Annotated in this window: 28 protein-coding genes and 1 tRNA gene; 3 read left to right on the forward strand and 26 right to left on the reverse strand. The window is 42.5% G+C overall.

What is annotated here, in order from left to right; all coding sequences use genetic code 11:
- Positions 1-130: 130 nt before the first annotated feature.
- From Q7S11_01025 to Q7S11_01085, 13 genes are all read right to left on the reverse strand, one after another.
- Entirely contained in the window at positions 131-880 is a 750-nt protein-coding gene (locus Q7S11_01025) for a hypothetical protein (GenBank protein ID MDO8572334.1), read from the reverse strand.
- A 155-nt stretch (positions 881-1,035) separates the two neighbouring features.
- A complete protein-coding gene (locus Q7S11_01030) occupies positions 1,036-1,593 on the reverse strand; it encodes a C39 family peptidase (protein ID MDO8572335.1) in 558 nt (185 codons plus the stop codon).
- A 25-nt stretch (positions 1,594-1,618) separates the two neighbouring features.
- A complete protein-coding gene (locus Q7S11_01035) occupies positions 1,619-2,071 on the reverse strand; it encodes a hypothetical protein (protein MDO8572336.1) in 453 nt (150 codons plus the stop codon).
- Positions 2,072-2,111: 40 nt separating this feature from the next.
- Positions 2,112-4,496: a phenylalanine--tRNA ligase beta subunit-related protein gene (locus Q7S11_01040; protein ID MDO8572337.1), complete on the reverse strand. Its 2,385-nt coding sequence runs from the start codon at positions 4,494-4,496 to the stop codon at positions 2,112-2,114.
- Between the two features lies 1 nt (position 4,497).
- Positions 4,498-4,887 carry a four helix bundle protein gene (locus Q7S11_01045; protein ID MDO8572338.1) on the reverse strand — a complete coding sequence of 130 codons (390 nt, stop codon included), beginning with the start codon at positions 4,885-4,887 and terminating at the stop codon, positions 4,498-4,500.
- A gap of 24 nt (positions 4,888-4,911) precedes the next feature.
- Positions 4,912-5,736 (reverse strand): phenylalanine--tRNA ligase subunit alpha, encoded by an 825-nt coding sequence (gene pheS, locus Q7S11_01050; GenBank protein MDO8572339.1) that lies wholly within the window; start codon positions 5,734-5,736, stop codon positions 4,912-4,914.
- Positions 5,737-5,841: 105 nt separating this feature from the next.
- Entirely contained in the window at positions 5,842-6,459 is a 618-nt protein-coding gene (locus tag Q7S11_01055; protein MDO8572340.1) for a class F sortase, read from the reverse strand.
- Positions 6,460-6,681: 222 nt separating this feature from the next.
- Positions 6,682-8,001: an ice-binding family protein gene (locus tag Q7S11_01060; GenBank protein MDO8572341.1), complete on the reverse strand. Its 1,320-nt coding sequence runs from the start codon at positions 7,999-8,001 to the stop codon at positions 6,682-6,684.
- 40 nt (positions 8,002-8,041) lie between these two features.
- The gene (locus tag Q7S11_01065) at positions 8,042-8,293 is read right to left on the reverse strand and encodes a GlsB/YeaQ/YmgE family stress response membrane protein (protein ID MDO8572342.1); all 252 of its coding nucleotides are present in this window, start codon (positions 8,291-8,293) and stop codon (positions 8,042-8,044) included.
- Between the two features lie 29 nt (positions 8,294-8,322).
- On the reverse strand, positions 8,323-8,682 hold the full coding sequence (locus Q7S11_01070) for a YggT family protein (protein MDO8572343.1): 360 nt from the start codon (positions 8,680-8,682) through the stop codon (positions 8,323-8,325).
- Between the two features lie 46 nt (positions 8,683-8,728).
- Positions 8,729-8,953: a hypothetical protein gene (locus Q7S11_01075; GenBank protein MDO8572344.1), complete on the reverse strand. Its 225-nt coding sequence runs from the start codon at positions 8,951-8,953 to the stop codon at positions 8,729-8,731.
- 46 nt (positions 8,954-8,999) lie between these two features.
- Entirely contained in the window at positions 9,000-10,106 is a 1,107-nt protein-coding gene (locus Q7S11_01080; protein ID MDO8572345.1) for a hypothetical protein, read from the reverse strand.
- 101 nt (positions 10,107-10,207) lie between these two features.
- Positions 10,208-10,789: a PAS domain-containing protein gene (locus Q7S11_01085; protein ID MDO8572346.1), complete on the reverse strand. Its 582-nt coding sequence runs from the start codon at positions 10,787-10,789 to the stop codon at positions 10,208-10,210.
- A gap of 242 nt (positions 10,790-11,031) precedes the next feature.
- Between Q7S11_01085 and Q7S11_01090 the strand changes: the two genes are divergently transcribed.
- Positions 11,032-11,547, forward strand: coding sequence for an RNA polymerase sigma factor (locus Q7S11_01090; protein ID MDO8572347.1), 516 nt, complete (start codon positions 11,032-11,034; stop codon positions 11,545-11,547).
- A gap of 183 nt (positions 11,548-11,730) precedes the next feature.
- On the opposite strand, the gene Q7S11_01095 is transcribed toward Q7S11_01090, so the two are convergent.
- The 12 genes from Q7S11_01095 to Q7S11_01150 form a co-directional block, all read right to left on the reverse strand.
- Positions 11,731-11,806 (reverse strand) — tRNA-Thr (locus Q7S11_01095).
- Between the two features lie 62 nt (positions 11,807-11,868).
- Entirely contained in the window at positions 11,869-12,318 is a 450-nt protein-coding gene (locus Q7S11_01100; protein MDO8572348.1) for a hypothetical protein, read from the reverse strand.
- Between the two features lie 12 nt (positions 12,319-12,330).
- Complete coding sequence (gene tsf / locus Q7S11_01105; GenBank protein MDO8572349.1) at positions 12,331-12,933, reverse strand: elongation factor Ts; 603 nt, start codon at positions 12,931-12,933, stop codon at positions 12,331-12,333.
- A gap of 104 nt (positions 12,934-13,037) precedes the next feature.
- Positions 13,038-13,757: a 30S ribosomal protein S2 gene (rpsB, locus tag Q7S11_01110; GenBank protein ID MDO8572350.1), complete on the reverse strand. Its 720-nt coding sequence runs from the start codon at positions 13,755-13,757 to the stop codon at positions 13,038-13,040.
- A gap of 199 nt (positions 13,758-13,956) precedes the next feature.
- Positions 13,957-14,484, reverse strand: coding sequence for a hypothetical protein (locus tag Q7S11_01115; protein MDO8572351.1), 528 nt, complete (start codon positions 14,482-14,484; stop codon positions 13,957-13,959).
- 109 nt (positions 14,485-14,593) lie between these two features.
- The gene (locus Q7S11_01120; protein MDO8572352.1) at positions 14,594-15,571 is read right to left on the reverse strand and encodes a PCRF domain-containing protein; all 978 of its coding nucleotides are present in this window, start codon (positions 15,569-15,571) and stop codon (positions 14,594-14,596) included.
- A gap of 98 nt (positions 15,572-15,669) precedes the next feature.
- Positions 15,670-15,879: a 50S ribosomal protein L31 gene (rpmE, locus tag Q7S11_01125; GenBank protein ID MDO8572353.1), complete on the reverse strand. Its 210-nt coding sequence runs from the start codon at positions 15,877-15,879 to the stop codon at positions 15,670-15,672.
- Positions 15,880-15,946: 67 nt separating this feature from the next.
- Positions 15,947-16,321 (reverse strand): four helix bundle protein, encoded by a 375-nt coding sequence (locus tag Q7S11_01130; GenBank protein ID MDO8572354.1) that lies wholly within the window; start codon positions 16,319-16,321, stop codon positions 15,947-15,949.
- Positions 16,322-16,360: 39 nt separating this feature from the next.
- Positions 16,361-17,692: a lytic murein transglycosylase gene (locus Q7S11_01135; protein MDO8572355.1), complete on the reverse strand. Its 1,332-nt coding sequence runs from the start codon at positions 17,690-17,692 to the stop codon at positions 16,361-16,363.
- 283 nt (positions 17,693-17,975) lie between these two features.
- Positions 17,976-18,659 (reverse strand): 50S ribosomal protein L25, encoded by a 684-nt coding sequence (locus Q7S11_01140; GenBank protein ID MDO8572356.1) that lies wholly within the window; start codon positions 18,657-18,659, stop codon positions 17,976-17,978.
- An 84-nt stretch (positions 18,660-18,743) separates the two neighbouring features.
- A complete protein-coding gene (locus Q7S11_01145) occupies positions 18,744-19,709 on the reverse strand; it encodes a D-glycerate dehydrogenase (protein MDO8572357.1) in 966 nt (321 codons plus the stop codon).
- Positions 19,710-19,811: 102 nt separating this feature from the next.
- Entirely contained in the window at positions 19,812-20,678 is an 867-nt protein-coding gene (locus Q7S11_01150) for a class II fructose-bisphosphate aldolase (GenBank protein ID MDO8572358.1), read from the reverse strand.
- Positions 20,679-20,749: 71 nt separating this feature from the next.
- Here Q7S11_01150 and Q7S11_01155 point away from each other — a divergent pair, with 71 nt between their 5' ends.
- Positions 20,750-21,742, forward strand: coding sequence for a PfkB family carbohydrate kinase (locus tag Q7S11_01155; GenBank protein ID MDO8572359.1), 993 nt, complete (start codon positions 20,750-20,752; stop codon positions 21,740-21,742).
- A gap of 179 nt (positions 21,743-21,921) precedes the next feature.
- On the forward strand, positions 21,922-22,617 hold the full coding sequence (locus Q7S11_01160; protein MDO8572360.1) for a VPLPA-CTERM sorting domain-containing protein: 696 nt from the start codon (positions 21,922-21,924) through the stop codon (positions 22,615-22,617).
- A gap of 73 nt (positions 22,618-22,690) precedes the next feature.
- Here Q7S11_01160 and Q7S11_01165 read toward each other — a convergent pair whose 3' ends face one another.
- Positions 22,691-24,178 carry a HAMP domain-containing sensor histidine kinase gene (locus Q7S11_01165; protein ID MDO8572361.1) on the reverse strand — a complete coding sequence of 496 codons (1,488 nt, stop codon included), beginning with the start codon at positions 24,176-24,178 and terminating at the stop codon, positions 22,691-22,693.
- Positions 24,179-24,296 lie beyond the last annotated feature (118 nt).

Below are 24,296 nucleotides of genomic sequence, written 5' to 3' on the forward strand. Positions count from 1 at the left end.
ACCAAAAATCACTCTTAAAAATCAACAGGGGTGACTCCGAAGCCGTAACCGCAAAACGATGCGCGATTGCATCTTTGGTATACAAAATAAAACCCCTTGGACAAAGTATCCAAGGGGCAAAGAGTCAGACTTACATCGACACAGTGGCAGAGGATTCAAGGACAGAATTGCGAGAGAACACCCGACAGCCATCGTGCCGCGTGATCGGGTACTCAACGGAGTACGCATGGGCGTTCCAGCCGCCATACCAGTACATGTGCACGGTGCGAAGGATGTTGTTTTTGTCTCGGACATAGAAGATGTTGGCCCAACCATTGTTGAGCAATACACCTTCTTCGCCGTTCGGCTGTTTCTCCATGAGGGAAAAAACTTCCGTCAGTGTCGTTTCAACTTTCGGTTCGCCACCAAGCTCAGCGATGATGGGACTGTCTATCGAGGACTGTTTCAACGCCTGATAGCGAAGGGTTTGTTCACCGATCGGATCTTCTATCTTTCCCCCACCGGAGAGAAACCATTCGGTGAAGTCGTTGCTAATGTGGTTGATTTTCACCCTTGTCTTGCAGTCAGTGCCCACCACAAACTTCTCGCGGGCAATGAACGTGCCGATGGTAGCAGAAACAACGATCGTTCCAACAGATTCGAGGATGTTTTTGATCGCCTGTGCGACTTTTGTCAACACCCATTCACCAGAATTGATTAACCGGACAGCTTTGTTAGCATCGGTCTCGCCGGTTTGACGCATGATATTTTTCACCAATGCATTCAATTTACCCGGCATAACTTCAGCAATTGCGGATTCTGTGCTCATTGTATCTCCTTGGGCTAATTTGCCCGTCTCTATTCCCCTGATCCGAGGAGGAACCATGGTCTGTGTGGTCATAGCGAGGAATGGCCTACTCTCATGAAAGCAAGCTACTTTTCGCTATCACCACTCGCAAGTCTTATCAAAGAACTATGACCCCTATCATACACCTATTATCTAGTTTTGTTAAGTTTTTCGGGTGGTAATATCCCAATAGCTTGGAATCACTGGGTCTATAAAAAGCCTTTAAAATCAACAAAAATAGCCATCCTTCGCCAGTACTTTTTAAAGGTTTCAATGGACACAAACTGGTCCTTCCCTTCACGTGGAGTATAGGCATCGGGATCATGATAATAGAAGCCTTTAAGAACTCCTTCATCCATCTCAAACCCCACTACAATCATCATATGAAATTTTTTAGTCTCCACCCATTTTTTGATTGCCGATATGAGCACGGGTTTTTCTTTTTCAATGGACAAAACAAGCTCATTAATACCTTCCTTGAGAAGTTTTTTTGCTTCACGAGAATCGTGCGAGCGAAATTCTTTTCTTTCCATAGTAACCCCAAATAATGATGCAACAGAAACAAGTCCTGCGTGCGTCCATCCCCATTCCCCATATGCACCGGCGGACATTCCCCCCTTAACAAATTCATCTGAAGAAGGTGTTTTTGCGCCGAGAAAATCAAGGACCATTTTAAGACACAGGATGCCACATGCGCGGTCTTTCCAGTGCGGATCTGAAACATCGATCTTTTGAGAGTAGTATGGAACGGCAAGAATGTTTGTCATTCAAATTTTTAATCTAAATATATTTTTAAAGTGCTTTTAGAAAAGTATCGGGGAGTTTGTTGTTCTTTAAATTATTCAAAACATTGTAAATATCTTTTATGGATGCAAATAAAAAATGGTTCGGTTTTATGCGATACGGACATTCATCAATATAGATTCTAGTGCCACGATTCCATGGACCCCCAAGGTCGATGAAGTTCATCAAACCGCGAGAGAAAGCATAATTGGGTCGATCGCCACGATAATGATCATAAATCCTGATTTTTTTAGTAAGAATAGCCCCCTCAATAATATTGCATTCAAAAAAAGCAGGGTTTAAAAAAGGATATTTAAAACCATATTGTAGCGGAGAAATACCTTTTTTGTATGACAAACCAAACTCACGTGCAAGCGCTTGCAGACGACTTGAACGTAGCTTTCTTTTAAAGTAACCAAAAACAAGGAATGGTGTGCAAATTATTACACCTGTTGTGAACATAAAAATTATTATATATACATTTTCCATATTATTTGTCGATTTATCGTACCCGCCAAGTACTTTTATTATTAAGCGCATCAGTAATATTTTGCATGATAGTATTTACTTCACCATCCGTAAGTGTTTTTTCTCCCGATTGGAATACGAGTTGAAATGCGTATGAGATTTTTTCAATTGCTCCCGTTTCTTTGTTCTTTTTCTCAAATCGGTCAAAGAGTTTTGGTTCTCTTGCTAATAACTCCCCTGCGTGTTCTTTTATTATCGAGGAAATATCGCCTAGTACGACCCCCGCGGGCACGAATATGGCAATATCCCGAAGTACGAACGGATAGGAAGATATCTTTTTATAGACCGCTTCCTTTTTTGATACCTTAAGTGTGTGTTCGTACGATTTTGATTCAGGAAGCCCCGTAAGCAGTTCATCAAAATCAATCTGTGTTATTGCTTCATTCACTGAGTGTTCGCTGTGTTCTTTAAGCTTTTGTCCTAGTTCATGAGAAAGTTTCATGCATACCTTTTTTATTGCTTCAAATGCTTTGTCACCTTTGTATCCTAAAGTATTCCTAATCCCAAAAGCAAGGTGAAGGGACTCCCCCTTCTTTTCAAACACCTTTCCAATTTCAAATACTTTAACAACATCCACTTGGAGAAGTGGCGCGTTTTTTATGTTTATCTCAAGACTTTTCGTTAATCCATCCGAAAGGTTGCTCCGAAGAAAACCCTTATCTCCCGCAATCGGATTTTCAACAGCAACATCTCCTGTGTCTGTAAACGATGAAGTGTATATTTCAGAAAATCCTTCTTCAATCAGAATGTTTTTTATTTTATTCGTGTAATAAAATTCCTTATTGATAGCAGGAATTTTTTCAAATTGAGGAAGTTGTTTAGGAAGAATTTTATCATAGCCGTATGCTTTTCCGATTTCCTCAACGAGGTCTTCTTTGATGCGCACATCAAGACGACAGTAAGGAACCGTGACCACAAGGCGAGGGGAAAGAGCTTCGTGTATACGGCGATACCCCATAATGTTTTTAAACGGGGAACTTTCGGACATACTCTCCATCACCACTTTTCCTGTCGCGCGCGTGGCATGGATAACGTTTCCATTTCCCATATACAAGCCACAGTGGTCGACTCCTTCAGGAATCTTTATCCCTTTCATAAACTCAACTGTTTCGTAATATATTTTCCCTGCTCCGGTATTTGAAAACACTAGATCGCCCGGTTCTAATTCTTTCTCGCTCACTGCTTCTCCATAGGCATACTGATCCACTGCCATACGCGGGATTTGAACCCCCGCTTGTGCAAAAAGATACGCAATGAACGATGAGCAATCAAAGGCACGCGGAGCATCGTACACGATACTTGCTCCAAATTTGTACGGAACATCAATGAGTGTCGTTGCCCGTCCTAAAACTTCTTTAATGGGAGAAGAAACGCCCCTGTGTGAGAACTCTGCACACGAGAGAATTGATGTGATTTCTCTTTCCGATATATTAGTTCCCAAAATGCGATTTACTTCTTCCGTTGAAACACCGACAACATATGGTGCGGGCTTGCGCGGATATATATCAACGACATCGCCAACCTTTGTGTCTTTTCCTCCTGCGACTTCCACAACAAGTGCTGTGATTTTCTCCATGGCTTCTTCCACACCTTCTGGTGATTGCTCGTTTTCAAATCGTTTTGATGAGTCTGTCTGGATTCCCAATCGACGAGAAGTTTTTCTGATATTTACTGGAGAAAAATTCGCCGCTTCAAGAATGATGTTTGTCGTATCAGAATTAATTTCCGCCTTTTTACCTCCTTTGATGCCAGCAATTGCGAGTGCAGATTTCCCATCAGCAATAATGAGCGTTTCGCCATCAAGTGCGACTTCTTTCCCGTCCAGTGTAGTTATCTTTTCCCCTTTCTCCGCATTTCGCACAATGATACCACTGTCCACCTTGAGAGCGTCGAAGGCGTGAAGTGGCTGACCAAGATCAAACATAACGAAATTTGTCGCATCAACAACATTGTTGATGGATTTTTGCCCGATTGATTCAAGTCTTTCAATGAGCCACTGGGGCGAATGTCCGACTTTTACTCCCAGAATTTTTCTTCCAACATATCTGCGACACAAATTAGGTTCTTCAATACTGATAGATATGTCGTCTTCTAATTTTTCACTTTTAATTTGTAATTTTGATTTTTGATTTTTGATTTTTGAATTCAAATGAACTGAAAGTTCTTTTGCGATGCCACGATGTGAGAGAGCATCGTGTGCTCTGTCGGGTAGAACTTTAACATCAAGAATCGCATCATTTCCCTTTTTCTCAATAGACTCGACTTCAAATGCGTGAAAAATCAAAAGCTCCGCAACTTTTTCAGGAGATGGAAGTTTTTCTTTAAAATATGATTGGAGCCAGCTATAAGAGATTAACATCTTAGTTTATTGGTTTTTTTGTTGATATGTTTGTTGGTTTTTGCTCCTTAACGAATCGTATATAACCACTCACCATTTTCAAAAGCGATAAATATTTTTCGGGGATTTCCCTGTCATTGTGAAATCCTTTTTTGAGACAAATTTCCAAATTTTTGCGTGTTTCTTCTGCTTCCCCTTTCACAATATCGTTAAGAATTCGCACTTTTTCTTTTATAGAACGTTTATGGTACGACTCGGCGATATTATTGGAAACAGACGCTGAAGACCTTCGTAACTGATCGGTGCTTCGATATATTTCATCATGTGGAAATTTTTTTGTTAGATGAAATACCTCAACTTCAAGCTCTGCTGCAAGTTTATAAATATTCAAATTTTCAAGTCCTGTTGCCATATATAACTAATAAACTTATCAACTTTAAAACTGACAAACTAATCTCAAGTCTCCCGAATACAGAAGGCGGACATCATCAATGCCGTATTTGTTCATTACCAATCGATCAACACCCATACCAAATGCAAAGCCTTGCCACTGCCGAGGATCAATACCGGCGTTTTTTAAAACATTCGGATGCACCATCCCTGCGCCCATGACCTCGATAAAACCGGTTTGTTTGCACAAGTTACAGCCTGCCTGCGCCGCGGAGTTGTGCGACGCGGCAAGCAGGCCCTTCCCCGCACACTTAAAACACAATACATCGATCTCAACACCTGGCTCGACGAATGGGAAAAAACTTGGACGAAATCGTATTGTGCTTTTTTCTCCAAAAAGTTTTTTAAAGAAAAGTTCAAGCGTTCCCTTAAGATGCGCGAGAGAAATGTCTTTCCCGACGACAAGCCCTTCAATCTGGTAGAATTGCACCTCGTGCGTTGCATCTGTTGCTTCATGTCGAAACACACGACCGGGCACCACGATCGCGAAGGGGGGCTTATTCTGCTCCATATAATGAACCTGCACTGCCGACGTATGTGTGCGAAGCACTGTTTCCTTAACGCCCTTGAGCCAAAAGGTATCCTGCATGTCTCGCGAAGAGTGGTCCTTGGGGACATTGAGAACATCAAAATTGTAGTATTCGCTCTCTATTTCAGGGCCTTCCGCAACCTCAAATCCCAGAGAAGAAAAAATAGATACTATTTCACGTAACGTGGTGGTCAAGGGGTGCAGGTGTCCTGCCTGCGCCGCGGAGCCATGCGACGCGGCAGGCAGGCCTTGGGAAACTTCTATTGGAGAGATGTTCTTCATGTGCCTATTATACAGAAAAATCAGACACTGTAAAAATGACGCCTCTTTCAATAGTGAAGTGTTTCTAGTCACCCCAATCTTTTACGCGAACCAACATCAACTTCCCTACTCTTTATCAGCAAATATCACGAGACGCTTGGAATAACTTTTGGAAACATTATCCCACACTCCTTCACAGGTAATGAGGTTAAGGTGTGATTTCCCATCATTTGAGATAAATACGCCTGAAGCGTCCGCCTCGGGGTCATACCTTCGGCTTTCACGCATCACAAAGGAAGTGGTCACACCCTTATCGTCTTCAACATATAGCTTATCGCCCTTGCGTAATTTATATAAATTATCAAATGCCGATGCTTTCCCGTTTTTCCATCCATAGTGTCCGGCAAGAACCGCACTGCCATTCTCCCCAGGACGCGACCCGGGATTAAACCACGCTACATTACTCGCGGTTTTTGGTATATCCATTGCTCCATCGGGCGTAAGGCCAACATACTCGACAGTAGCGTCAACATTAATCCTTGGAATCTTAAGACGCACCGGCAGCCCAAGATTCATTTTTCCTTGTTCATTAAAAGCGGTGGTACCTGCAGTAAGCGGTATCAAGTCGCTCTGAATTGAACTTTTTAGGATAGCGTGAAAAATAAGTTCCAGAGAAAGTAAAAGGCCTGCGAGACTGACTAATACCAGTATTCGGCGGGTTAATAAAATTTTTGGGAAATTCATCTTGTTAAAAGCAAATTGTAATCAATTGATGCTATCTGCCATATTTATTATTTGTGTTTAAGCTGTACTGCAATGGATATAGATATTTATATCATACACAATAGCGTCCTCTAACGGGATTCGTGGGAATTTAAAAGAGCCAGACTTGCCTTGGTCTGACTCTTTTAACTCACCAGGAGTAGTGAGAACAAGCAAATTTATCAACTCTTCATACCATAAGACTCAAATTCCCCATTTCTTTTGAACTAGATAGAATGAGAATAGGGCAATGGAAATTATAGTTGGGATAACAGTATTCCATGGAATATTGTTCCCTTCAGCTTCAGGGGGAAGCCCTGTATTAGGAAGACTCGGGGCGAAAGAACTTTGTTGTGCTACCTGTTGTGCTTGGAGCGACTGTACGGTCGCTAATAATCCGTTGAGTTTGGTCTGTAAAGCAATAATATTAGTATCTGATGATGTTGGCGAAGTCGGAGTTGCCTGCCCTCCACCTGTCGAAGGAGGTGTTGGTTGTGTCGGTGGAATCGTAACAACATTAACATTGCAACTTCCACTTAAAGAAGCAGAGGTAACCGTAACCGTGAATGCTCCCCAATTATTGTAAAGAGAGGTAAACGTTGTTCCGACACCTGAAGACGGAGAAGCTCCCGGAGCAGACCAACTGAATATACCATTACCACCAGAGGCACTAAAAATAGCACTTGTTCCCATTGGAATATTGCCGACTGAACCATTTGTAAGAACACAACTTGTAGAAGTTGGGGCTGGTGTCGGAGCTATGGTAGTTGGCTTGGTAACAGCGCTTGAATCGAGCGTAACTGCGGTCTGTGCGAACGCGCGACCGTTGAGTCGTGCACCAGTGTTGAGCACAATCGCTGTTTGATCTAATATAGTTCCATTAAAGACAGATGTTGTTCCCAGTGTTGTTTGACCGACAACCTGCCAGAAGATGTTAGCAGCCTGTGCGCCACCGGTGAGAATTACTTTCGTAGCGGAACTCACGGTGAGATTTTGTGCAATCTGGAAGATCCAGACATCATTTGCACCACCAGAGAGCGTGACATCTGTTGGTATGGTGACGCCAGTACTCCATTTATAAAGTCCCGGAGCGAGTGTCATCCCACCAATATTCCCAGCACCTAATTCCGTCGACGTTGGATTTGTTCTTCCCGCGGCGTCAGTGTACGCAGTTTGCATATCGCTTACCGCAGTGGTCATGGTAGTTGGGGTAGGAGGCGTATAGTCGGCTGCATATACTTTTCCGATTACTTGAGCTGACGTCGAAAATGTATTTGAAACATCCATTATTAATCCAAATCCAGTTATGGCACTTGCGGCAATTGGACTCACTCCAATATCTCCGGTAATTGAAGTTGACCCGGTAGTTGAAATTCCTGACTTTGTGAGAATCACAAAATTACCCGCTGATCCAAGAACAACTCCTGCTGGACCGGCTGCGAGCGTAGTAATCGGCCCAGTGAGACCGAGCACGAGGAAAATAGCTAATGCGGTTACCATTGAATTCTTATTATTTTTTCTCATGTGTATGATATTTTTTATCAAATATAATCGACTTTTATAACTACGCGCGTCGCAACGCTTTTACGACAGCAATAAGGACGACGGCTCCGAGAAGTGCGACCAATAAACTGTAAAGGTTAAAACCGCTTATTCCACTTTCACCAACAACACTCATAATCCAGCCGCCAATGACAGCGCCAACAATGCCAACAACAATATTAAGCACTGCACCCTGTTCTCCATCTGTTTTCATGATAAGCGAAGCAATCCAACCGACTAACGCACCAAAGATGATCCAAAGAATTATTCCCATAAATTTTTTAATTACTTGTTAATTATTTTTTAATTACGTTCTTGCTTGTTTAATTCAACCGCGGCTTCAGGCGTCGACACTGTCTTCCCCATAAGAAATAATTTAATAATGCCGACAGCCAACACCCAGTACACAAACATCGCCAGAAGCGTCGTCCACTCAAAAACACTGCCTGCCACCTGTGTAACACCGAAGACATTAAGAAATGGAGCGGCGAAAATATAGGTTACTCCATAAATGAAACTAGTGAAACCGGCATCAGGATTTGCCGCCAATAACCGCAACACAAACCGAAAGACAAGCAGCACTTCAATAAGACCCAAAATGTACCAAACAATTTGCGTGCCTCGATAGAGTGGCTTCGTACTTGGAGAATTAAATGAGTCCATGAATTTTATTATTTTAGATTTCTAACCTACCTTAATATTAAGAAGTTTAGGGTGTTGGAGTAGGTGATGGTGGGGGTGTTGTATCCACAGGTAACTTAACATTCACATCTATAGTACTGTTTTGCGGAGCGGCTCCGCTATTACGCATTGCCGGCACCGCATAGATAAAGAACAACACCCCAGCCACCAGTAGGACGATAACGAGGATTACGATGCTTGCCGATGAATCTGATTCGTTCCCGGTTCCGGGAGTATTAATTACGGTGGTCATATATTTTTTATTAATTTATTTAATTACGTTAATTATGATTTCAACACTACTTTGTTCTGAATGTTTGGCGCTCTCCGCGAACTAACCCTCGGGGGTTTTCTGCTACCACGCGGAAGTAATAATTTGTATTTCCCTTCAGAGAAGAAATGTCGACCAAAACCTCAACAGTAACCGGGCTCATTGCAGCACCAACTACTTTTTTGTCAGTCGTTGTAAGCAGAGATGACTTAAAAAGTGAATTTGTACTATACTCAAACCAATAGGTTGTTTCTGCGCTATTCGGTGCTATTGTCCCATGAAGGGTAGCCGTCGTTGTGCCAATCGTGCCTGCCGCTCTGGTTGTTGCCGAAGGGGCGTTGGAAACTGTGACCGGGCCTAAGGTTTTAAAGTTAAGAATTGTTCCGTTCACGGTGCCAAATTGATTTTGAGCGTTCAGTCGGAAATAGTAAGTCGTTGCAGGATTGAGATCAGAAAATGATACTGATGCAGGAACCTTCGTGCTTCCATCCCCAACAGATACAAGGGCGGTCGTATTGCCTAAGTTTGCGGTTTGACCATATTCAAACCAATGCATTGTCCCCACTTTGTTCGGTGTCACTTCCCCATTTAAATTTGCAGTGTTTCTTGATATACCATCTGCCGTCAATGTTTTTACATTAGGAATACTGCCAACGGGTGATGGTACACCATGTGTTGTTTGAAAGGAATACTTACTCCCCGTGACTGTGCCAAATTGATTTAGGGCTACCAGACGGAAGAAATAGGACGTATCCTTGGAAAATCCTGTGATGTAGGCAGGAGCTGGGATTGTGGTATAACCTGAACCGATTGTTTGATTTGATGTTTTATTCCCAAGACTTTCCGTCGCACCAAATTCGTACCAGTAACTTGTAAACGCACCATTCGGAGTCACACTGCCAGAAAGAACAACGGTTGTATCAGTGGGATAGGCCTTGGCACTGGTCAACACGATGGGTGCCTCCGGAGTTTGTGTTTCACCCGACGTAGTGGTAGGGCTAGTATTTGTCGAACCAGCAAGAGTCGATGGAACATTGATTGAAGGTGGCGTTGTGTTTCCTGTGCTATAAATGATCAATCCCCCAATGATAATGACTGCCGCTATTCCCCCAATAATCGCCGTAGTATTGTTCATGAATTTTAGTGTTTAAAAATTAATTTCTTTAGTAAAAATGTAGACCCTTATTATAGATGCCGTTTCAAAGACGGGTGTATTACAACTATCTTTGAAACGTTTTATGACCTATTTTTAAGCTCATTAATTTGTTTTTCTAACTTTCCAATATGGACCTCTAGTTTATCTGTTCGAGCTGTGTGTTTAGCTTCTATATGATTTGCATGACTGGCAAGCGTTTCGGCTACCACCATCATGTCTGTGACATCTTCCATCGCAAGCAGGATGATGGGCGGAAATATTCCTGAAGTGGTATCTTCTCTCGGATGAATCTGGCGGGCATTTAAGATTATTACCTTGCGTCCAATAAAAGGAAATTCATGCGCAACTTCAAAACCCTTAAAAAAGGTATTTTTAGGGAGAATGTCCTCAAGAAGTTTTCGCAGAGAGGAGATATTCCACTGACCATTTCCGAGTTCATACACAACCTTACCTTCGGTATCTTTTAGTTCTACTTGGAACATCCGGTAGAAAGATTCGTTGGCTGCCATTACACGCAGATCTTTATCGAGAATTAACACCGGCTCGCGCACGACATCTACAACTGTCTTAATATAAGTCCAGCTTTCTTCCCACAACCGCTCGACAAAATCAGCCCTGACAGGCTCAAGAGTTTGTGCAACACCTTTTTTATTTGTTTTCATAGTATCAATGCCGCTTAAGGATGCGGATTATTGCAACTCGTTATCGAGGTGCGGCTTTATATAGTCTTGCGTCAGGGTAATTCCTCTTCATTAAAACTTCATTGTAATAGGAGTGTAGTAGAGTATGATGAAGCTGGGCAAGTACAAGGGCCTCGCAGCGAGGGAATATAGCTATCAATCTATTATTCATGGTACTGTTGTAATACTCGCGCAATAGAATAGCGTCATAATTTGCATAATGTATGATCACCCAAAAACAAAAGACTCGACAACAAAGTGTCTTAGCCGTTGCGCACCATGATTATGAGAAGGGACTTAATGCTCATGCATTTTTTAAGATACACGACCGTGCAATTGGTGAAGATTTAGTACAAGATACTTTTATGAAAACGTGGATGTATCTTGTCAAAGGAGGGAAAATTGACGTGATGAAAGCCTTTCTTTACCACGTCCTTAATCAGCTGATTGTGGATCAATATCGGAAACACAAAACAACCTCGCTTGATATTCTTCTCGAAAAAGGGTTTGAACCGAGCACTGGCCATTCCGATAGTATTTTTGATGTACTCGACGGAAGAGCGGCACTTCTCTTGATTCAGCATCTCCCTGAAAAATATCAAAAGGTAATGCGCATGCGCTTCATACAAGATTTATCACTCAAAGAAATATCCCTCATCACGGGACAATCAAAAAACACTATTGCCGTGCAGGTGCATCGAGGACTCGATAAACTTAAACTGTTATATGATCCGGCATAAATAAACAACGTAGGGAAAATATCTTAGAATACCCTAAAATTTTCTTTACCTATAAAATAAACTCCGCCATAAAGGTTTACAATCGGGACATTTGATTCCCCGTGGTGCAACGCGAGTGTTGGTTGTGGGACGCGCAAAGCGCGTCCCATCAAAAAGTCGGTCTTTTGTCCGAAAGTCTGATTCTGGAGCCGCCTCTCGGATTTGAACCGAGGACCTTCACTTTACAAAAGTGTTGCTCTACCAACTGAGCTAAGGCGGCACAGGACACATGGTATCGAATTTTTTATCGACCTGCAAGAGAGAATGTACGGAGTAAAATAACTAGCGACCGTTTCCGTTTTTCAAATTCTTCTTATGCTCGGTAATATCCTTGAGAAAAAAAGATGAGGCGCCTGACTGCGGGCGCCCTTGCTCTGGCAGGTCATCGTGGGGAGTATTTTTATTTCTCAATGAATCTACACCATGAAAGAACCGATTTCGAACGTATCTAATGCTATGAATGACCATGATAATAACACCTTTCGTAGCATGGATAACTACAGGGACGCAAACTGTTTTAAACCAAAAAATACTTTTTTCTAGGTATTGCCTTAGACGTGTTCGAAGAAATGTACCGAGATGACGCTCAAGAGAATGCGCCTGCTCACTTAAGGGCGTAATACGTCCAGGGATAGCCTCGATGCCATATTTTCGAAGCATCAAGACCTTATAGCCGATTATGAAGACCGTTCCCAATAGTGAGAATGAAAATATAAATATGAGAATGTACATAATACTAACTCATTAGCGACCGAGAACCGAAAACCTTGTAAATCGTGCCACTTCTATTCGTTCACCAAACTTCTGTATCGCACTATCAATTAAACCCTTTATGGTAATATCGGGATTTTTTACAAACGATTGGTCTAGGAGTGTTTGTTCTTTGAAATACGTACCGAGTTTCCCTTCTAACATTTTTTCCTGAATATTCTTTGGCTTGCCAGACTTTGCGACTTCTTCGGCAAAGAGGGCTGTTATAACCGTACGATCCTCGTCTTTAATATGGGCATCAGATACAAATTTTGGATTCAAGGCGACAGCATGCATTGCAATATCATATGCAAGAGTTTTAAATTCCTCATTTTTTGCAACAAAATCACTCTCGCAAGAAAGTTCCACCATAGCACCGATAGCACCATTACTGTGAATATAGGATGCGATAATTCCAGCTCCGAGTGTTCGTTCTCCTTTTTTTGAAGCAATTTCTTTTCCCTTGCTTTGCAAAATAGCAAGCGCTTTTTGTTCATCGCCTTCTGCTTCCTCAAGAGCCTTTTTACACTGCATAACGGAAATGCCGGTTTTATCTCTAAGTTTTTTTACATCTTCTGTTGTTATTTTTATATTCATGTGCTGTCTACGGTTTAGAACATCATGTTAATTCAAAGTGCAAATATCAAAATGTAAAATTATTGTATCGCCTTTGGCGATTCCTTAATTTTGAACTTTGATTTTTAATTTGTTTCCATCCCTGCTCGTCCTTCTTTATATGCCGAAACGATTTGTTCAACAAAAAATTTCACACTCGCGACCGATGAGTCATTCGCGAGGATTGGATAATCAACTTCTTTAATATTACAGTCGGAATTAGAAACACTTATGATTGGAATACGTTTATCTCGTGCTTCTTGTATTGCAATATGTTCTTTGCGAGAATCAACAACAAAGAATGCCGCAGGAAGTTCTTTCATAGATAAAAGTCCCTCAAACTTTCTTAATAGACGCTCGATCTCGCGATCAAATAAAAGTCTTTCTTTTTTAGTATACATAGCGAGCCCGCCTGTATCCCGTTTCTGCATAAGATCTTCGAGGTGAGCCAAGCGTTTCTTGATTTGTATGAAATTGGAGATAGTTCCCCCAATCCAACGAATCTCTACATACGGCATGTCGATTGAAGCGGCGCCTTCTTTTACTACAGAACGACTTTCGTTTTTAGTGCCCACAAATAGGATTTTCTTCCCCTCACGCGCAAGCGATTTGACATATTCTCTTGCCGTAATCAAGAGGTCTTGAGTTTTCTCAAGATCGATAATTTCAACGCTATTTTTTGCGCCAAAAATATAGGGTTTCGCAGATGGGTGACGACGCGACTTCGAATAGCCGAAGTGAGCTCCTGCTTTGAACATTTTTTCGATAAGTTCAGTATTGATTTCTTTCTCCTTGGTAAGCGGCATGGGGGATATCCTATCAAAAAACGGTTGGCAATGCAAGCGCCATATCGTGAAGCGTAGAGCGTAAGACAAGAAAATAGACGAATATTAAATGTATACAAAAAAAATGAGCCCCCGCCAAAATAAATTTGACTAAGGGGCTCAAAGAGTCTAAAGATTGAAGACATGAATTAACGAACTAAGTGTCAAAAAAACCGAAGGACTAGTCGGCGCTACAGAAACAGAGGAGAGAGTAGGCGTTATGCCAAATCTCTTTGAAGTCGCCGAGGTCAAACCTGAAATCCACAACCGAGAAGCGGTTTATGCATGGCACTCTACTGTTGCCCTCAGCATCTTTCCAGAGCGCTTCTTCCTCATCAAGAGAAATGGACCACCGATTGACCGGCAATTCTTCCTGTTTCTGCTCCCAGGCAAGTGTTACTCCTTGAGCACCGACGAGAATGCCTTTTTCCGAACGCAGTTTGGCCATACAAACTTTTGAAGAAACACTCTTCTTGAACTCAAAGATCTTTACTTTGAGCTTGCACGATGGCTTGAGTTTCGTTGTAGCATTGGCATAATTCTTATCAGTGATGGCATCATTATAATAGTAAAACGCCCTGCGGTGTTCCTTACTGAACAAATCCAAACGTTTAGAGTGATTATAACCTTTCGGCACAATAATATTGAAAGTATTAATCAATTCGAATTGGTCGTCCACATCGACACTACCTATGAATTTCGTGTTCATAATCTTATCCTTTCTTTGTGGTGTACTTCCGGGAATCTGCCGGCACAGATGCAAGAAAATCTCACTCTATAAAAAACATAGCATTTTTGAACTTACTTTTCAATCAGGATTAATCTTGTGGAGAATCCTGTGCCTTAAGAATTTCCTCGCCAAAAGACTCCAAGATCGGGTCAAGATATCCGGCGAAGATTTTCTCGATATTACTCCATGATTTTTTGATTCTGTGGTCGGTGATACGATCCTGGAGTATGTTGTACGTCCTTATTTTTTCTGAACGATCTCCGGTTCCAATTTGTTGTTTTCGTTCTGCCGAAAGTTTTTTGTGTTCCTGCTCGCGCTCTGCCAATTCAATTTTTGCGACAAGGATGGACATGGCTTTTTCGCGGTTTTTAAGCTGGCTTCGCTCACTCGTGCATCGCACCGCAAGCCCCGTCGGTTTGTGGATGATACGCACTGCGGTTTCAACTTTATTTACATTTTGTCCACCGGCGCCCCCTGAACGGGAAAATTCCATTTCGAGATCGGCTGGATTGATTTCAGTATTTTTAAAGTCTCGCACGGGCATGATCACAACGGAGGCGGTGGAGGTGTGTATTCTGCCGGATTTCTCTGTTGCGGGAATACGCTGTACGCGATGAACCCCTGTTTCATATTGCAAAAGATCGTACGCGCCCAAGCCGTCAATTTCAAACGATGCTTCTTTGTATCCCCCAAGCTCGCTTCGCGACTCATCGAGTTTTTTGAAGTCCCAGCCTTTCTGCACGGCATATTTTTCATACATCATCGCAAGGTCTTCGGCAAAAATTGCCGCCTCTTCTCCCCCAGTTCCCGCGCGTACCTCAAGAACAAGTTTTCGAGGCGACTCCTGTTCTTCTTTCTCCGATGTGGCAAGAATTTCGTCCATTTGTGCAAGAAGATTATTTTTTTGCGCCTTGAGCCCTTCGATTTCTTCGACTGCAAGTGCTTTCATTTCAAGATCTTTTTCGGTAAGATCTTGAAGCGACTTTTCTTCACGCGAAAGCCGCTCATATTCCTGTGCAAAATAGAGCGTTTTGTTGCTTTTTTTATATTTTTCAAGATCAACCATGGTAAAAAAGCTTCATAAGGTTCTAGCTTCCAAAGCTTCATGGGATCAAAACCTAAGAAGCTATTGAAGCCAACGAAGCTGCTGAAGCTGTACTGATGTTACTTCTTTTTCGCCGCAGCTTGGCGTTTCTTAAATTTCTCAACGCGTCCGCCGGTGTCGAGGATTTTTTCTTCTCCGGTAAAGAATGGATGGCATGCGCTGCAAATTTCCACTTCAAGTTTTTCCATGGTGGATCCTACGGTAAACTTCTTACCACAAGCACAGGTAGCCTTTGCCTCTGGATAGTATGTTGGGTGTATGTCTTTCATAAGTGTGTATTGAGTATAGTGTATGGTGAATTGGGTATCCACCAAGAATTGCAATATATCGCATTATTTATTTTCTGTCCATAGCAGCCCTTCTTAAGCCTGTGATAAGCCGAGAAACAATGTCTGCCTGTTGTTCAAATTCAAGAAATTGATTTTGATTAAGATATTTGAGATCTTTTCCTATATAAACTTGGTTTTGAGTTTCAAATAATGATCCTTTGGCAATGGTGTAAAAATGTACTTTGTCGTTTTTTGTCCCGCGCCCAAATCCTTCTGCAATATTTGATGTAATTGATACCGCCGCACGACGCAATTGATTTGTTAGACCAAATCGTTCCTTGTCAGGAAAATTCTCGGTAATATGGTAGACGAGAAGGACGAATTTGTGTGCCTCTTTCCACGCATTAAGGTCAGTAAAATGTTCAATTTTTTTGTCCTCCATATTCGATATACTATACTCAATACCCCATACACAATACACTTAATTTCCCTGCAAGATATCGATTTGACGCTGATATTTTGTTGCGAGTTCCATGACATCATCGCCATAAAATGCGTACGATGATTTTTGGGCATTTTTACATCCAGCAAGATAGCAGAGCGCAGAATATCGTTCGTCTTTTGCAACCTTAGTAGAAGCACCATTGTCAGAAAGATACATTCCTGCTGCCATAAATGCGTCTTCTGGATCCCATGGATTGGGGGGGTTATGCCCTGTAAGGCTTGCGATTCGGTCTTGAAATCCCACCCATGTGGAGGGAATAAATTGCGCGGGTCCCATTGCACCCCCGTACCCATACCATGCTTTTTTTGATACCGGCATTTTATCGGGGTCGAGTCCGAGAGCCGCAGTAATCTTCAAAAATGGTTCGGTATCTCTCGGAGCCTTCATATCCACTTTCCAGTTCCCTGTTCCCACATTTTGTCCGAGGTTTGACTCTTCCGCGATAATACCAAGGAGGAATGCAGGACGTACACCAGTTTTTGCGAGCACGCGATTAGCAAGCAGAAGTGCTTTTTCGAACGGAATTGCTTTGGAACCCTGAAGGGTAAAAAGTTCACTTCGAATCGAAGCTGCACTTTTTTCTTTTGATTTAAGAACTGTTTGATATTCTTTTTCCTTACCTTTAGTAACCTTAAGAATCTGCTGTTTTTGGATTTCATTCTGCTCAAGTCGTTTCTTTTCAAGTTCCTGAACTTGGCGCAATGACAACTCTTCAGATTTTTTTTCCTCCAAATTATTTTTTTCGCGTTCGGTTGCCACCTTGTCAGCCTCTACAGCATTAATTGAGTTGCTGAGACTACTTTTTATTGCTTCAAATGCATCTACATCTGCAAAAAATTCAGAAATACTCGTGCTGGAGAGAACGACTTCAACGAGCGAAGATGATTCAATTTCATCAGCCTTCCGAAGAAGTTGCGCAAGCGAAGCGATTTCGCGATTAATCTTATCGGATAAATTGCCAATCGTATTTGATTTCAACCCTATGTCCTCCTCAATGTTTTTAATATTTATAGTACGAGCCTTAACAGAAAGCTTCGCTTTACTGATCTCGGCATCAAGAATTGCAATATCGCGTTCAAGAGAAACCCCCTCGCGCTGTTTTTCTGCAAGAATTTTTCGTTGGGATTCAATATCCTTTTCAATGCCGGAAAGCTCTGCCTCAAGCTGTGCTCTACGTGACAGAACATCTCCCGAAGTCGCCTGTGCTAAAGCGCGTTCATAAGAAATGAAGCTTGCCGCCAAGAGCACGAGTATGGAAATAATTATTATGTCTAAAAATTTTTTGCGTGATGTGTGTTGCAAGAACATTTTCATATGAGAACCCATCTCAAAATAAATCATGATAAATAAAAAGGTAACAACACTTGGCTACTGCGAGTATTTTTTCTCGGCTACGACTTGTCGCTCAAACTCGCCGTATCTCGATATGGCTCATTTTCCGCAACTGCGCCTCGCACGAGAAAAAATACTCTCGTTACGCCATTTATTTTGAGATGGGTTCTATATAAATGTACCATGGTGGAGAAAACGTGCAAAACAGTGGCACCATTGGAAAACCCCCGCCTTCTTGAGGAAGGCGGGGGTTTTATTGTTACTTTTTTGTTTCTTTTTTCGTTTCGGAAGATGTTGCAGGGGCTTCTCCTTCTGCTCCCTCTTCTTCTTTCTTTCCTTTCTTCTCCACTTCAATCGCTGAGAGATCAATGGGTGCCACCACTTCTTCTTCCTCTGCTTTACGAGCCGCCGCAACTGACACAACAACATCGTCCGCATGAGTGATGAGTGTGACACCCTTAGGAAGGTTGATATCTTTTACTAAAATTTGACTTTCGAGTGCTACAAGTGAAGAAACATCAACAGTGAGATTATGGGGAAGATCTTTCGGCATTGCTTTGATATTGACCTCATGGAGGACTTTGATAAGCATCGCACCAAGTTCTTTAACTGCTGGCGCAACACCGGTAAATTCAATGGGGATATGGACTTCAACTTCCTTACCTTCTTCAATAACATAGAAATCGGCGTGAATCGGATCGCTTTTTACCGGATCAAATTGAACATCATGAATGAGCGTTGAAACTTTGCCCGCCGGGGTTTCGAGCATAACAATAGAAGACTCCCCCGCTTCACGCCAGATTTTTCTAAACTCTTTCTGCACGATGGTAATAGACGTCGTTTTTGCCTTGGGACCGTAGAACACAGCAGGAATCAACCCCTGTTTCCGAAGAAATGCGGGTTTCATTTTGCTGTCACGTGCTTGTGATTTAAGACTTAACATAGTGGCTTATTATATATAAGAACGGGGAAATGTAAACCCCTTGATTTTTATGAGGATTTTTGAGATACCAACAACAGTATGGAGTTATGAAACCAAATTGACCGGCTTTCTTCCCTCAAGTGCGTCAATGATCGCCTGTGCCGCCATTTCAGACATTTTTGAACGGGTTTCTTCGGTTGCGGAGGCGATGTGAGGCGTGATCACTACATTAGAAAGTTCCGCAAGTCCTGGCGCCAATTTTGGCTCATTCTCGAACACATCAAGTGCCGCGCCTTTGATGACGTTGTTTCGAAGCGCTTCCACGAGCGCGACTTCATCGATTACCGGTCCGCGTGAAGTGTTGACGATGTATGCCGATGGCTTCATCATGGCGAGACGTTCCTTATTAATGAGATGTTTCGTTGAATCAAGAAGTGGCACATGAATGCTCACCACATCAGCATCTTTCAACACCGCTTCAGGGGTATCGCGATATGATGCACCGGTCGTTTGTTCGATTTCTTCATTGCGTTTTACATCGTAATAAATGATATTCATATCAAAACCATGTTTCCCGTGATGCGCGACACGTGAACCGATTCTCCCCGCGCCTAAGATTCCAAGTGTTTTGTGTGAGATGTCCGTGCCAAGCAACATCAGAGGAGCCCAGCCGGTATATTTGCCCGCGCGCGTAAATGCATCTGCCTCAACAATACGCGAGGTCATAGCAAGGATTAGGGCGAATGCGTGTTCGGCAACCGTTTCCGTAAGAACGCCCGGTGTGTTGGTGATCATGATTCCGCGCGCCTTTGCTTCCAGAACATCGATATTATTAAACCCCACCGCGTAATTTGAAAATATTTTAGCGTTCGGAGCCGCATCAAATATTTCTTTGCCGATAGGGTCGGTGAGAAGCGAGAGCACTGCATCATAGGGCTTCGCGCGAAGCGCGGCAATAAGTTCGTCTTTCGTGAGCACGCCATCTTTCTCGCTTACATCAACTTCGTATCCTTTTTCTCTCAACATTTCAATTCCTCGCTGCGGAATTTTTCTTGTTACATATACTTTCATAGTTTAGTAGATTAGTAGGTTAGTAAATTAGTAGGTTAGTAATTAATTTAGAAACGCACGCTTTTTTCTAAAATACTATCTACTAACATACTAAAATACTTTTTACATGTGATTAAACAACCTAAGCCGCTCCGTTATAACCTTCTCCATCGCGCTCACAACACTTTTCATGATCTTATACGGGGCAACTTCATCGGGATGTTCTTCTACAAATTTCTTGACCGCGTCTCGATAGGCAACCCGAATTTCCGTATTAATATGCACAATACCAACACCGGAATTAATGGCGTCCGTGAAATCCTGATCGACTGTCCCAGAACCCCCGTGAAGCACGAGAGGGACTTTTACCGCTTCCTTAATCTCATGAACCCGCTTGATATTGAGACGGGGATCATGAACATTCCGAAGCATCCCATGGATGTTCCCTACCGCAGGCGCAAAAAGATCAACACCTGTTTCTTTTACAAACTGTGCCGCTTCCGCGGGGTTAGTGAGCGCTCCCTCGGAAAGATCCACTCCTTCAGGAATCGCATCCAAAACTTTTGATGACGTGCCAATGTATCCCATCTCTCCCTCGACAATAATCTCCGGATTTTTGCTTCTTGCATATTCCACACACTGTTTAGCGATTGTTATATTTTCAGCAAGAGAAAGTTTCGCACCGTCGAAAATAACCGCATCAAATCCTGCATCCACCGCCTCTTGTACGCGTTCAAACGAGTACGTATGATCGGCGTTGATAAAGATTGGGTAATCAAATTCTTCGCGAAGACTTTTCACCAGCGCAACCGCCTGCTTCACTCCAACAAAATCCCGTTCCCCTTCTGAAAGCCCGATGATGACCGGAAGGTTGAGGTTGCGTGCCGCGTGGAAAATCGCCCACAACCCTTCGATATTTGAGATATTAAAATGACCGATGGCAACATGGTTTGATTCTGCCTCATTGATGACTTCTCGTAATGTTTTCATGGGTATTATTGTACCATAAGAGTTGTGGTATACTGATGTGTATAAATATTTAATAGCATTTTAGAAATGACATGAACGACGATCTCGACTTTATAGCGATTGGTGATATCACTACCGATGCATTTATCCGCATCAAACAAGCACACGTGCATCAAACTGACGGTGAACAAGACCAAGAATTGTGCCTCGTGAACGGCTCAAAAATCCCCTATGAGTTTGTAAAAATTATCCCCGCGGTCGGCAATAGTGCAAACGCGGCGGTTGCCGCCGCACGACTAGGACTGCGCTCCGCGCTTGTGGCGGATGTAGGTGGTGATGAGCATGGCAAAGAAGATCTCGACGCCCTTAAGACAAACGGTGTTATCACTAATTTCGTGAAAATTCATGCCGACAAAACGAGTAATTATCACTATGTTTTGTGGTATAAGGCGGAACGCACCATCCTCATTAAACATGAAGAATATGAATACAAGCTTCCCGACATAGGAACCCCAAAGTGGATCTATTTCAGCTCTGTTGGCGAGAACTCACTTCCCTATCACAAAGAAATCGCAGAATATGTACGCAATCATTCTTCAATTAAACTCGCGTTTCAACCAGGAACGTTTCAGATAAAACTTGGATATGAAATGTTAAAAGAACTCTATGAACTCACTGAAATATTTTTCTGCAATAAAGAAGAAGCGCAAATAATTCTTAAAACAAAGGAAGAGAATCCTGCGAAACTCGCGCAGATGGTGGAGAAGCTTGGTCCTAAAATTTCCGTCATTACTGACGGACCAAAGGGCGCGTATGTCTACGACGGCACAAATACGTGGTTCATGCCCACGTACCCTGATCCGGCACCTCCTTACGAACGCACCGGTGCGGGCGATGCATTCGCTTCGACATTCACCTCGGCACTTGCACTTGGCAAGAGCATTGAAGACGCACTCCGTTGGGGACCAATCAACTCAATGTCTGTCGTCCAAAAGATCGGCGCACAGGAAGGGTTGCTCTTCCAGAACGACCTTTTGGAATATTTAAAAACCGCCCCAGCAGACTATCAGCCCAAGAAACTTTAAAAATTATCACTTTATTGTATAAAAAAATAAGTTTTGTGGAAGATGTATTTGTATTTTTGTAGTTTTTAATGATTTTTAAGAAAACTTGACAAAATAGTACTTTATAATGTACTATTAAATCGGTTTAAGGAGATCTTTACAGGGACAAACTAATTAACTTTATATGGGGGTGGAAGAAAATGAATGCGCTCAAAGTGTTCTTCTTGATATTACTTGCTGTTGTGTTTTCACACACGGCCTCTGCTGCAACCGTTAACGTAGCGCCCGGTAAGGAAGTCGGCGTAAATACTCCGATAAGTAATGTTTCGTACTGGGCTGGGGTACTTGTGCTTAATATTGACGGCATGGAAATGCCGGGAATGTCAATATTTCCCATTGGTCCAACGTCGGAAGGGTACATCACTTGTTCCGACTGTGCTTTCTACACATACGACGACGTAGCATCTGGAAACCCCGCGGTGGTTCTTGGGTCAGCAGAGTATAGCAAGGGAGTTATCGCCTTTGGCAGTGCTCTCTCAGATTACCATGCAGGGAATTCAAAATGGACCGCCGTATGGAACGAAATTGTATGGATGGCTATGTGGGAGTCTTTGCCGGGAACAAATCTGAAAGAATTTATAGATCCCTCGGCAGAAACACCAATGACGTATCTCGATCTATATAATAGTTCAATTGCTCCAGGGTTGGTTTCAGATTACGACTGGAGTTACAACAACACTAGGGTACTCGCATCTCCATCGCATCAAATCGCTCCCCTATTGGTTGATGTTTCCTCGTCTACATCTACACAACCAGTGCCGATTCCAACAGCACTTTTACTCTTTGGATCCGGACTCATCGGACTCGGAGCAGTAGCACGGAGAAAAAATATATAATATCCAAAGGGAATCAACGAGGCGTACACAACGCCTCGTTTTTCTATGAAGTGTAAATTCAAAATTTGATGAGTTACGCTTTTGAAGTAATCGGAAATGAAAGAATGAAGTCACTTCCCTTCCCCTTGATGGATTCAACAGTAATGAGCCCCCCCATACCAGAAACAATCTGCAACGTTATCCACAGGCCCAATCCCGTACCCCGAATATCTTCGGTTTCTTTTGATCGTATGCGAATAAATTTTCCAAAAAGCCGTTTTTGATCTTCGGCAGAAATACCGATGCCCGTATCGCGTACACGAATAGAAACCCGTCCCTTTTCTCTGTCTACCATAACAGTCACGCCCCCTGATGGGGTGTACTTAATTGCATTCCCGATAATATTGATAAGTGCCTGCTTGATTCGCACTTGATCAGCAATAATATGAGATGAACTCGTGCTTACAAAGGAAAGGGATAGATTTTTTTCTTTCGCAAGAGTTTGTAGAGAGCTTGTAACGTCTTTGGCGATAGCAGAAATATCAATCTCTTTCAAGTCAAAGTGGATACTCCCTTGTTCCATTTTTACCACATCAAGAATATCCCCCACTAGATTATTAAGACCGTCAACAGAAATATTCACCCGTGAAATATCTTCTTTCTCTTCATCAGTAAGACGTTCTGTGGAAATCATTCCTATGTAACCTTTAATAATTGCAAGCGGAGTCCGCAATTCATGCGCAGCCATGGAAACAAAATCGTCTTTCATTTGATCTACGTCTTTGAGTTTGCGATACAAAATGGCATAATCCACCACTTTTGCCTGACGTAGAAGCAGGAGCACAATGACAAAAATAATACCAAAAAGAATTATGTATGCGCTCCGTATGTTGCGCGCTGTAATATCGTCAATATATGCCATTGACGTATCAAGAAAGACAAACCCACGGATATCTCCTTCCATGTCAGTAAGCGCTCGCACTGCCTTCCAATGTCGCACTCCTTCGATATAGTCCTCAAAAATAAATGATTGCCCAACTTCTAGTCCGGCGGTTTGATACAGCGCCTTGTTAATACTATCGTCTTTCCCCACTTCTCCCGTATTGAGTGATGCAATAATAATATTTTCTCCACCACGATGTATCGCCACTCGAAACGCCTCAAGAGATGGATTTTGCTCTTGAAGATCCGAGAGAACATTCTGTAAAAATGAATCTCGCGGTTTTATTTCTTGGGGTATTACTGTTTCAAAGTATGCTCCTTCACGAAGTATGGATGCAAATACATCCTGCATAAGCCCGATACGCTCTTTTTCCAAACGCTCCTGATTCTTTTGCGCAACATCCAAAAACTGCTGTCCGCTTACGAGAAATGCAATAGGAATCACTATTAATAAAAAGGTGGTGTAGAGAATCTGAGGATTCTCTTTGAAAAACACGATGCTGTGGGATGTTATTTTTTTGAGTGGATCAAGCATAGAACTCATTTCAAAAACAAGAACACCTGCCTGCCGCCTGCCTGTGCCAGCACGGCAGACAGGAAGATTACGAGTCGATGGAAATCTGAAACGAGGCGAGGGCACGATATCAAAGGCGTACTGGAGACACGACGAGATATTGTGGATAGAGCCACCGTAGGGGTTTCGGCGGCAATGGAGCCAAACGCATTATTTTTCTTGGTGTTTTTAATCATGCGTGGTT

The organism is bacterium, assembly GCA_030648955.1.
Lineage (GTDB): Bacteria > Patescibacteriota > Minisyncoccia > Phycocordibacterales > JAUSHB01 > JAUSHB01.

What these genes read in the sequence shown, in the direction of transcription:
- Q7S11_01140 (MDO8572356.1), bottom strand. Translation starts at nt 18,659, where the DNA reads ATGTTAAGTCTTAAATCACAAGCACGTGACAGCAAAATGAAACCCGCA.
- Q7S11_01120 (MDO8572352.1), bottom strand. Translation starts at nt 15,571, where the DNA reads ATGGTTGATCTTGAAAAATATAAAAAAAGCAACAAAACGCTCTATTTT.
- Q7S11_01130 (MDO8572354.1), bottom strand. Translation starts at nt 16,321, where the DNA reads ATGGAGGACAAAAAAATTGAACATTTTACTGACCTTAATGCGTGGAAA.
- Q7S11_01100 (MDO8572348.1), bottom strand. Translation starts at nt 12,318, where the DNA reads ATGTACATTCTCATATTTATATTTTCATTCTCACTATTGGGAACGGTC.
- rpmE (MDO8572353.1), bottom strand. Translation starts at nt 15,879, where the DNA reads ATGAAAGACATACACCCAACATACTATCCAGAGGCAAAGGCTACCTGT.
- Q7S11_01060 (MDO8572341.1), bottom strand. Translation starts at nt 8,001, where the DNA reads ATGAGAAAAAATAATAAGAATTCAATGGTAACCGCATTAGCTATTTTC.
- rpsB (MDO8572350.1), bottom strand. Translation starts at nt 13,757, where the DNA reads ATGCCGCTTACCAAGGAGAAAGAAATCAATACTGAACTTATCGAAAAA.
- Q7S11_01040 (MDO8572337.1), bottom strand. Translation starts at nt 4,496, where the DNA reads ATGTTAATCTCTTATAGCTGGCTCCAATCATATTTTAAAGAAAAACTT.
- Q7S11_01085 (MDO8572346.1), bottom strand. Translation starts at nt 10,789, where the DNA reads ATGAAAACAAATAAAAAAGGTGTTGCACAAACTCTTGAGCCTGTCAGG.
- Q7S11_01025 (MDO8572334.1), bottom strand. Translation starts at nt 880, where the DNA reads ATGACCACACAGACCATGGTTCCTCCTCGGATCAGGGGAATAGAGACG.
- Q7S11_01080 (MDO8572345.1), bottom strand. Translation starts at nt 10,106, where the DNA reads ATGAACAATACTACGGCGATTATTGGGGGAATAGCGGCAGTCATTATC.
- Q7S11_01155 (MDO8572359.1), top strand. Translation starts at nt 20,750, where the DNA reads ATGAACGACGATCTCGACTTTATAGCGATTGGTGATATCACTACCGAT.
- Q7S11_01150 (MDO8572358.1), bottom strand. Translation starts at nt 20,678, where the DNA reads ATGAAAACATTACGAGAAGTCATCAATGAGGCAGAATCAAACCATGTT.
- Q7S11_01035 (MDO8572336.1), bottom strand. Translation starts at nt 2,071, where the DNA reads ATGTTCACAACAGGTGTAATAATTTGCACACCATTCCTTGTTTTTGGT.
- Q7S11_01115 (MDO8572351.1), bottom strand. Translation starts at nt 14,484, where the DNA reads ATGAACACGAAATTCATAGGTAGTGTCGATGTGGACGACCAATTCGAA.
- Q7S11_01135 (MDO8572355.1), bottom strand. Translation starts at nt 17,692, where the DNA reads ATGTTCTTGCAACACACATCACGCAAAAAATTTTTAGACATAATAATT.
- Q7S11_01090 (MDO8572347.1), top strand. Translation starts at nt 11,032, where the DNA reads ATGATCACCCAAAAACAAAAGACTCGACAACAAAGTGTCTTAGCCGTT.
- pheS (MDO8572339.1), bottom strand. Translation starts at nt 5,736, where the DNA reads ATGAAGAACATCTCTCCAATAGAAGTTTCCCAAGGCCTGCCTGCCGCG.
- Q7S11_01160 (MDO8572360.1), top strand. Translation starts at nt 21,922, where the DNA reads ATGAATGCGCTCAAAGTGTTCTTCTTGATATTACTTGCTGTTGTGTTT.
- Q7S11_01145 (MDO8572357.1), bottom strand. Translation starts at nt 19,709, where the DNA reads ATGAAAGTATATGTAACAAGAAAAATTCCGCAGCGAGGAATTGAAATG.
- Q7S11_01075 (MDO8572344.1), bottom strand. Translation starts at nt 8,953, where the DNA reads ATGACCACCGTAATTAATACTCCCGGAACCGGGAACGAATCAGATTCA.
- Q7S11_01045 (MDO8572338.1), bottom strand. Translation starts at nt 4,887, where the DNA reads ATGGCAACAGGACTTGAAAATTTGAATATTTATAAACTTGCAGCAGAG.
- Q7S11_01030 (MDO8572335.1), bottom strand. Translation starts at nt 1,593, where the DNA reads ATGACAAACATTCTTGCCGTTCCATACTACTCTCAAAAGATCGATGTT.
- tsf (MDO8572349.1), bottom strand. Translation starts at nt 12,933, where the DNA reads ATGAATATAAAAATAACAACAGAAGATGTAAAAAAACTTAGAGATAAA.
- Q7S11_01055 (MDO8572340.1), bottom strand. Translation starts at nt 6,459, where the DNA reads ATGAATTTCCCAAAAATTTTATTAACCCGCCGAATACTGGTATTAGTC.
- Q7S11_01070 (MDO8572343.1), bottom strand. Translation starts at nt 8,682, where the DNA reads ATGGACTCATTTAATTCTCCAAGTACGAAGCCACTCTATCGAGGCACG.
- Q7S11_01065 (MDO8572342.1), bottom strand. Translation starts at nt 8,293, where the DNA reads ATGGGAATAATTCTTTGGATCATCTTTGGTGCGTTAGTCGGTTGGATT.